This is a genomic window from Geminicoccus flavidas, from assembly GCF_009806515.1.
GTDB classification, from domain to species: domain Bacteria; phylum Pseudomonadota; class Alphaproteobacteria; order Geminicoccales; family Geminicoccaceae; genus Geminicoccus; species Geminicoccus flavidus.
Window position 1 is genome coordinate 1 of sequence record NZ_WUJP01000462.1, and the last position, 4,775, is coordinate 4,775.

General features: G+C 67.7%; 8 protein-coding genes. All 8 read right to left on the reverse strand.

What is annotated here, in order from left to right; genetic code table 11:
* On the reverse strand, window positions 1-579 hold a 579-nt coding region (locus EQG76_RS12945), incomplete at its 3' end, for a COX15/CtaA family protein (RefSeq protein WP_200840781.1).
* Window positions 576-1,280 carry an SURF1 family protein gene (locus EQG76_RS12950; RefSeq protein ID WP_159713945.1) on the reverse strand — a complete coding sequence of 235 codons (705 nt, stop codon included), beginning with the start codon at window positions 1,278-1,280 and terminating at the stop codon, window positions 576-578. The genes EQG76_RS12945 and EQG76_RS12950, both read right to left, overlap by 4 nt.
* Before the next feature lie 13 nt (window positions 1,281-1,293).
* Window positions 1,294-1,677, reverse strand: a complete 384-nt coding sequence (locus tag EQG76_RS12955; RefSeq protein ID WP_235031345.1) for a DUF983 domain-containing protein — start codon at window positions 1,675-1,677, stop codon at window positions 1,294-1,296.
* On the reverse strand, window positions 1,653-2,513 hold the full coding sequence (locus tag EQG76_RS12960; RefSeq protein WP_159713947.1) for a cytochrome c oxidase subunit 3: 861 nt from the start codon (window positions 2,511-2,513) through the stop codon (window positions 1,653-1,655). The genes EQG76_RS12955 and EQG76_RS12960 overlap by 25 nt, the downstream gene beginning before the upstream one ends.
* A gap of 39 nt (window positions 2,514-2,552) precedes the next feature.
* Window positions 2,553-3,146: a cytochrome c oxidase assembly protein gene (locus tag EQG76_RS12965; RefSeq protein ID WP_159713949.1), complete on the reverse strand. Its 594-nt coding sequence runs from the start codon at window positions 3,144-3,146 to the stop codon at window positions 2,553-2,555.
* Window positions 3,143-3,274, reverse strand: a complete 132-nt coding sequence (locus EQG76_RS32795) for a hypothetical protein (protein ID WP_255476523.1) — start codon at window positions 3,272-3,274, stop codon at window positions 3,143-3,145. Before EQG76_RS32795 ends, EQG76_RS12965 begins: the two co-directional genes overlap by 4 nt.
* Window positions 3,275-3,288: 14 nt before the next feature.
* On the reverse strand, window positions 3,289-4,206 hold the full coding sequence (locus EQG76_RS12970) for a heme o synthase (protein ID WP_159713951.1): 918 nt from the start codon (window positions 4,204-4,206) through the stop codon (window positions 3,289-3,291).
* A gap of 26 nt (window positions 4,207-4,232) precedes the next feature.
* Window positions 4,233-4,775 (reverse strand): cbb3-type cytochrome c oxidase subunit I (locus EQG76_RS12975; RefSeq protein ID WP_200840782.1); only part of this gene is annotated, 543 nt, incomplete at its 5' end.

The following is a 4,775-nucleotide window of genomic DNA, read 5'->3' on the forward strand; positions in this document are numbered from 1 at the left end:
GAGCGAGGCGCCCGACTTGGCGGTGATCGCGGCCGACATCATGGCGAGCAGCCCGGTCACCATCGCCGCCAGCGCGGTCGGCCGGATCCAGCCGGGTGCCGCCTGCGTCCCGGGCTCCCGCCGGCGGGCCGCGTCATGGATGCCCAGCACCACCACCAGCAGGATCAGGGCGTTGCCCAGGTGGAGCGCCACCGACCATGGGCTGTTGCGGTCGAGCACGGTCAGCCCGCCAAGGAGGCCCTGGACGACCAGCAGCAGCACCATGAGCATGACCGACGGGGCGAGGCGCGGGTGGACCTCGCGGTTGCGCCAGCCGAGCCAGGCCACCACCAGGGTGAGCGGCCCCAGAATCACGCCGCCCACCAGCCGGTGCACCCATTCCAGCATGATCTGGTAGTAGCCGTAGCCGATGTCCGGCACTTCATCGACCAGGGATGGCAGGGGCACCCAGTAGCCGTAGCAGGTGGGCCAGTCCGGGCAGGACAGGCCGCTATTGGTGGTGCGCACCACCCCTCCCAGCACGATCATCCCGAAGACGAGGACCGCGGTGAGGCCGGCGGTGCGGCGCAGCGCATTCATGGGGTTCGATCCGTCCGTTCCGACGAGAAGGCGAGGTAGACCAGCAGGAGGGCGAAGGCGAGGCCGTACCAGGTGATCACATAGCCCAGATGGTTGTTCGGCAGGTCGATCTTGGGCGGTGCCGCCTCAGGCGTGGCCCCGGGCGAGCCCGGGAGGAGCTGCAGCGCCACCGGCTCCAGCGGCCGGTCGAACCGCCCACCCAGCGCAGCCAGGTCCAGCCAGAACCAGCGCCCGCTGGCGGGGTCGTTGTCCGGCATGAACCAGGTCTGGCGCTCCTCACTGCGGTCCCGGACGATCGCATCCAGCTCGACCTGGCCCGCCGGCTCTGGCGGCGGTGCCGCCGCATCCGCGAGAAAGCCGCGGTCCACCAGCAGGGTGCGGCCATCCTCGATGGTGACAGCCCCCAGCAGGCGACCGCCGAGCTGCCCGTCCCGGTTCTCGACCCCGTAGTGGTCAGCCGGACCCGGCACGGTGACGAACCGGCCGACCGCCTGCGTCCGCTGCCAGGCGACGGCCGCCGGATCGTCCAGCGGCAGGTCGAGGAGCGGCACCGGCTCCGAGCTGGTGCGCGCCTCGATGGTCGCGATGAGGTCGGTCTTCCAGTGCATGCGCTGGACCTGCCAGGTGCCCAGGCCCAGGAGCAGGACGAGGGCGGGCAGGACGGCGAGGGTCGGCAGCAGGCGAGGCCGGAAGCGGCGCATGGGGATCGACGTCTCAGTGGCCCTGCTGGAAGTCGTCACGACGGTGACGGTATTGCAGGGCGATCAGGAGGGCCTTGGCCGGGCGCATGATCGCCAGAACCAGGAGGACGGTCAGCGGCAGCCAGACCAGCATGTGCAGCCAGACTGGCCACGCCCGGGCGAGCTCGGCGAACAGGCCGCCGAACACCACGATGCAGCCGACGAGCAGGACGATGAAGGCGACCGGCCCGTCGCCGCTGTCCTGGCCGGACAGGTCGTCCCCGCAGACTTCGCAGCGGGGCCGGATCGAGAGGAAGCCGTCGAACAGCCGCCCCTCGCCGCAGGCCAGGCAGCGACCGCGCAGCCCGGCAGTGAGCGGTGAAGCCGGTTGGCTCACCAAGTGGTGGTTGTGGCCCACGACAGGCTGCCGCCCCACCAGTAGATGGACACGAACAGGAACAGCCACACCACGTCGACGAAGTGCCAGTACCAGGCGGCCGCTTCCAGCCCGACATGCTTCTCCGGCGCGAACTGCAGGGCAGCGGCGCGAATCGCGCAGACCAGGAGGAACATGGTGCCGACGAACACGTGGAAGCCGTGGAAGCCGGTAGCCATGTAGAAGGTCGAGCCGAAAATGCCGGACTTGATCGTTAGGCCCTCATGGACCGCATGGAAATACTCGTAGACCTGGAAGCCCGTGAAGATGACGCCCAGCAGGACCGTCAGCCAGAGCGCCTGGGCGGCCGTCCGGTTGTCGCCTTCGCGCACGCAGTGATGCGCCCAGGTCACCGTGGTACCGGACAACAGCAGGATCAGCGTGTTCAGGAAGGGGATGTCGAACGCGGGGACCGGGTGGATGCCGGCCGGCGGCCAGCTTTGCGGGACCAGGTCCGGCGGATAGATGGCACCCCAGAAGAAGGCCCAGAAGAAGGCGAAGAAGAACAGCACCTCGGAGGTGATGAACAGGGCCATGCCGAGGCGCAGCCCGAAGTTCACCGTCTCGTTATGGTCGCCGCGCCGCGACTCCTTGATGACGTCCCGCCACCACCCGTACATGGTGTAGAGGATCGCCAGGACGGCCAGGCCCAGGAGCACCGGCCAGCCGGTCCAGGCGTGCATCCAGGCGACCATGCCGATGGCGAACAGCAGCCCGGAGAACGCGCCGATGAACGGCCAGGGGCTGGGGTCGACCAGATGATAAGGGTGGTTTGGCTTCTCGTGGTCGTGATGCGCCACGTCCGTGCTGGCCGCCATGCTCGCCTTCCTCGTTGAACCTACGACCGACCTAAGGGCTCAGCCCGCCGGCGGCGTCGGCGTTCCCGCCTCGGCCGGTTCGGCAGCCCTGGTCGAAAGCTTACGCGTCTCTTCCGCGTCCTTGAAGAACGTGTAGGACAGGGTGATCGACCGGATGTACTTCGCCTCCTCGTCCTCCAGCATGGCCGGATCGACGTAGAAGGAGACCGGCATGTCGACGCTCTGCCCGGGCTGCAGCACCTGCTCCTCGAAGCAGAAGCACTGGATCTTCGCGAAGTACGGGCCGGTCGCGAACGGCGTCACGTTGAACGTGGCCGTGCCCGCGATCGGCTGCGCGGTCCGGTTCTCCGCGGTGTAGAAGATCAGCTTCTCCTCGCCCAGCCGGACCTTGATCGAGCGCTGGGCCGGCTTGAACTGCCAGGGCATGTCCGCCGCGGTGTCGGCATTGAAGTAGACGGTGACCTCGACATCGCTGGCAGCACCAGGGGCCGTCTCAGCCTTCTGGGTCGTGCCACCATATCCCGTGACCTTGCAGAACAGGTCGTAGAGCGGCACCGCTGCCGCGGTGAGGCCAACCATGCCGCCGATTGCCGCGACACAGACCAGGGCTACGCGGGTGTTCGAGGCGCTCATGTCGGCACGTTCGAGGACATGCGGACCATGGTCAGGAAGTAGAACAGGACCACGAAGGCGACCAGCAGGGCCGCCACCACGTAGTTCTTGGTCCTGCGCCGGCGTTCCTGCTCGGGCGTCAGCTTCATCGGAATCGTCCCGGTCACGGCAGCACCGCCGGCGCGATCCGGTCGACGATCATCGCCACGAACACGGCGAACAGGTAGACGATCGAGAACCGGAACAGCCGCATGGCTGCCACATCGCTGCGGGTCTGCCGCAGGTTGAAAGCACGGCGGATGAACTCCGCCGACAGGCCGGCGGCCAGCAGACCGTAGATCCAGCCGAGTTGGCCAGTGAAGGCCGGCGCCAGCGTCACCGCGCCCAGGACCACCGTGTACCAGAAGATGTGGGCACGGGTGGTCTCGGCCCCGGCCACCACCGGCAGCATCGGCACGCCGACCTTGGCGTAGTCGCCGCTGCGGTAAAGGGCCAGCGCCCAGAAATGGGGCGGCGTCCACAGGAACACGATCAGGAACATCAGGATCGGCAGAATGCCCACTGACCCCGTGACCGCGGCCCAGGCCACCACCGGCGGCAGGGCGCCCGCGGCACCGCCGATCACGATGTTCTGCGGCGTGCGCCGCTTCAGGAACATCGTGTAGACGAACACGTAGAAGCCGATGGTGAAGGCCAGAAGGCCGGCCGCCAGCCAGTTCGTGGCCAGGCCCAGCACCATCACCGACAGGATCGAGAGCACCACGCCGAAGCCCAGCGCATCCTCGGGTGCGATCCGCCCGTTCGCGGTCGGCCGGTTGCGGGTACGCGCCATGCGCACGTCGATGTCGGCGTCGTACCAGTTGTTGATCGCCGCGGAAGCACCGGCACCGGCCAGGATCGCCAGCAGCGTGACGGCGGCCAGCAGGGGATGCAGGCCGCCCGGTGCCATGAACAGGCCGACCGCGCCCGTGAACACCACGAGCTGCATCACGTTCGGCTTCATCAGGGTCACGTAGTCACGCGCGGAGGAGGCGCTGGCCTCCTCCGACGTCGTCCCGGTCGCCCGCAGGCTCACCGCCATTCGATTGCGCTCCTAAGGCGTTGCGATCACTTGACCTGAGGCAGGTCGTGGAAGGTGTGGAACGGCGGCGGGGAGCTCAGCGTCCACTCGAGGGTCGTGGCGCCCTCGCCCCACGGGTTGTCCGCCGCCTTCTCTCCGCTCGTGAAGGTCTTGTAGAGGACGAACAGGAAGTACACGGCACTCGCGGCGGCGATATAGGCGCCGATCGAGGACACCAGGTTCCAGCCGGCGAACGCATCCGGATAGTCCGGGATGCGGCGCGGCATGCCCGCCAGACCAAGGAAGTGCATGGGGAAGAAGGTCAGGTTCACGCCGACGAAGGTCAGCCAGAAGTGAATCTTGCCCATGTGCTCCGGATACTGGCGACCCGACATCTTGCCGACCCAGTAGTAGAAGCCGGCGAAGATCCCGAACATGGCGCCCAGGCTCAGCACGTAATGGAAGTGCGCCACCACGTAGTAGGTGTCGTGCAGCTGCACGTCGATGCCGGCATTGGCTAGCACCACGCCGGTCACGCCGCCCACGGTGAACAAGAAGATGAAGCCGATCGCCCAGAGCATCGGCGTGGT

Excerpts from the sequence above, each read along its gene's own strand:
- EQG76_RS12960 (WP_159713947.1), bottom strand. The coding sequence starts at position 2,513 with ATGGCGGCCAGCACGGACGTGGCGCATCACGACCACGAGAAGCCAAAC.
- EQG76_RS12950 (WP_159713945.1), bottom strand. The coding sequence starts at position 1,280 with ATGCGCCGCTTCCGGCCTCGCCTGCTGCCGACCCTCGCCGTCCTGCCC.
- EQG76_RS12970 (WP_159713951.1), bottom strand. The coding sequence starts at position 4,206 with ATGGCGGTGAGCCTGCGGGCGACCGGGACGACGTCGGAGGAGGCCAGC.
- EQG76_RS32795 (WP_255476523.1), bottom strand. The coding sequence starts at position 3,274 with ATGAAGCTGACGCCCGAGCAGGAACGCCGGCGCAGGACCAAGAACTAC.
- EQG76_RS12965 (WP_159713949.1), bottom strand. The coding sequence starts at position 3,146 with ATGAGCGCCTCGAACACCCGCGTAGCCCTGGTCTGTGTCGCGGCAATC.